Genomic DNA, 2,647 nt, shown 5'->3' with positions numbered 1-2,647 from the left:
AAAAGAAGCGCGGCCAAAATAAATAAAGCGATTATATAATTGAATTCGAATTTCTTAAGGGCCAAATTCATAATAAATAATCCAGGCAAGAAAAAGGTAATTCCAAACAGTAGCCAAACGTATGTTGGTCTTCTAATTTTTTCTGGATTATCTGGCATAATTAATATCTTAAGCTTTGTACCGGGTAGTCTGCTTATTATTGAATTGGATCCTAATGAGCTTTCTTTTTCATAAGTTTCACCACTGCGTGTTTTATATTTGAAGACGGAATAATAATATTTGCCATCTTGTATAACCGCTGAAATAACACCATTCACTGTTTCAGATTTTATGCGCCAATAAACTTCATATCCGATAAATAACAAACCAATTATGATGAAAACCGTCACCATCAACAAAAGACCAATCATGTCCCAAGCAGATAAGAAATCAAAAACAGTATCAAAAATAAATTCAAGCAATTAAATTTTCCCTCATAATTTTTATAAACTAGCAAAAAATCTGGCAGGGGTCTATTGGGCAACTTTTTATGCAGGGTTTTTAAACATTATGCGTATAATAGGTTGAACGTTAACAAAATGGTGGTGCCTATATGGGTACAGATGCGATAACCGACGAAGATTTGATGCTACGTATCGGTGAAGGTGATCAGACAGCATATGGAATGCTTGTTGATCGTCACTTATCGCTCAACCTTGGATACGCGACAAAACTTCTTGGTAATTCTGCGGAAGGTGAAGAAGTGATGCAGGAAGCCTTTATTAGAGTATGGAAGCATGCCGCCAAATGGGATCCTGCAAGAAAAACCAAATTTACCACTTGGTTTTATAGGGTAGTAACAAATTTATGTTATGACGTTTGCCGAAAAAGAAAACCGCAAGAAAATGTGGAAATATTAGAAAATATCCCGTCATCTGATACGGGAGCCGAAAATATAATAGCCGTAGATCAGCGTTCAGCGCAGATTAAAAAGGCACTTGAATTATTGCCACAAAGGCAAAGTACAGCCATTATGCTGTGTTATTTTCAAGGTCTTTCAAATAAAGAAGCGGCAGAAGTAATGGAAGTGAGCTTAAATGCGTTAGAATCTTATTTAGTAAGAGGAAGACGCAAATTAGCAGAAATTTTAGGCGCTGAAAGAGACCAGCTTTTAAAAGAGATTGGTTGAGCCTAAGGAGAACAGAAAATGAATGAAAATAAATTAAACGATTATTTGGATGAATACGCCAAAACTTATAGCCCAGAACCAAGTCGGGCTTTGGTGGATAGTATTATGGCAATTCCGCGCACCGTTGAGCAGGATCAAGGATTTCATTTACCAACGAAACTAAGTGATTGGTTTTTATTTCTTGTTCCTCGACTGTCCGGACTTACGGCAGCATGTGTTCTTGGACTTTATATGGGTAGTGCAGGATCCAGTGCGCTGGCCGAAGATGAAATTGCAGAAATGGATTTTCTTACTTATGAAGTTGCGGAAGACGGTATTAATTTAGAAGAAAATGTAGATACGCTTTTAGATGTTGAAGAATTTATTTTTGTTGAGGAAGACGTACAATGAGAAATTTATCGTTTAAAATGAATTGGATAAGTGTCGTGATGCTTTTATCACTTGCGCTTAACTTTTTTGCGATTGGTTTTCTTTACGCAGGGCATAAAGCCAAAGAAATCCGGATGACGCGTCTTTCATTTGATAATTCTATTTCAAAAATTGTGGAACCTTTTCCGCGCAGCGGTAAGCGTGAATTTTATGTTACAATGAAAAGCAAACGTTCAGATCTTATTCCGATTTACCGTGAAATTATGGCTCAACGTGGTGCTATTATGGATATTATTGCAGAGGAACAGTTTGATCCTGAAAAATTCCGCCTTGCCATGGAAGAATATCGTAACAAATATCATTCAATGGTCGTAGAAAGTCAAAATGTGATGATACAGGTTCTTGAAAAACTACCTCTTGAAGAGCGTACGGCTATTCTTGAGCGCTATAAAAACCCACCTGAGCGTTCGTATAGAAGAAGAGGCGATGATCGAAGAAGAGATGTTGACCGTAGACGTATGAGTGAGGGATCAGAAAACTCAAGGGGTCAAAGGGGTTTTTGATCATTAATTGATAAAATATAAGCTATTTTTTAATGGATGATTAATGAAAATAGTTTAATATTCAATCATGATTGAAATGATATCAGGACCGTTAATTTCAATTCCGAATTCGACAGTGAGAACGAATGCTCAAGTCGAAAAAGGAAAAGTGTCGCTTGATAATATCGCAGAAACTCCAAAGAAAAGTAATAAAATTGGCGAGCTTACTGAAGGCGAGCAAAAGCAAGTCGATGAATTAAAGAAAATTGATAAAGAAGTTCGCGCGCATGAAATGGCGCATAAGAATGCTGGTGGTCAATCTGCGAGCAACCCTACTTATAGTTATACTGTTGGCCCTGATAATCAACGATATGCGACAAGTGGTGAAGTACAAATAGATGCTTCGCCCATAGACGGGGATCCTGAAGCGACCATTGCAAAAATGGATGTTGTTATTGCCGCCGCACTAGCGCCAGCTGAGCCGTCTTCACAAGACAGAAAAGTTGCTGCTACTGCGGTTACAACACGAAACCAAGCAAGAGCAGAGCTATTAAGTCAGAGAAAAGAA

Annotated in this window: 5 protein-coding genes; 4 read left to right on the top strand and 1 reads right to left on the bottom strand. The window is 37.8% G+C overall.

Annotated features, from left to right (window positions below; all coding sequences use genetic code 11):
• Positions 1-461: DUF3592 domain-containing protein (locus ACTF6W_RS07575; RefSeq protein ID WP_438993935.1), on the bottom strand; the 461-nt coding region annotated here is incomplete at its 3' end.
• A gap of 131 nt (positions 462-592) precedes the next feature.
• Here ACTF6W_RS07575 and ACTF6W_RS07570 point away from each other — a divergent pair.
• The 4 genes from ACTF6W_RS07570 to ACTF6W_RS07555 form a co-directional block, all read left to right on the top strand.
• Entirely contained in the window at positions 593-1,168 is a 576-nt protein-coding gene (locus tag ACTF6W_RS07570) for a sigma-70 family RNA polymerase sigma factor (protein WP_438993934.1), read from the top strand.
• A gap of 18 nt (positions 1,169-1,186) precedes the next feature.
• Positions 1,187-1,558: a hypothetical protein gene (locus ACTF6W_RS07565; protein WP_438993933.1), complete on the top strand. Its 372-nt coding sequence runs from the start codon at positions 1,187-1,189 to the stop codon at positions 1,556-1,558.
• Positions 1,555-2,100, top strand: coding sequence for a periplasmic heavy metal sensor (locus ACTF6W_RS07560; RefSeq protein WP_438993932.1), 546 nt, complete (start codon positions 1,555-1,557; stop codon positions 2,098-2,100). The genes ACTF6W_RS07565 and ACTF6W_RS07560 overlap by 4 nt, the downstream gene beginning before the upstream one ends.
• A 76-nt stretch (positions 2,101-2,176) precedes the next feature.
• A partial coding sequence (locus ACTF6W_RS07555) for a putative metalloprotease CJM1_0395 family protein (RefSeq protein ID WP_438993931.1) occupies positions 2,177-2,647 on the top strand: 471 nt, incomplete at its 3' end.

The sequence above is a fragment of the Pseudemcibacter sp. genome, from assembly GCF_965661635.1.
GTDB lineage: Bacteria > Pseudomonadota > Alphaproteobacteria > Sphingomonadales > Emcibacteraceae > Pseudemcibacter.
The sequence above is the reverse complement of the archived record's forward strand: the minus strand, read 5'-3'. Positions and strand labels throughout refer to the sequence as shown.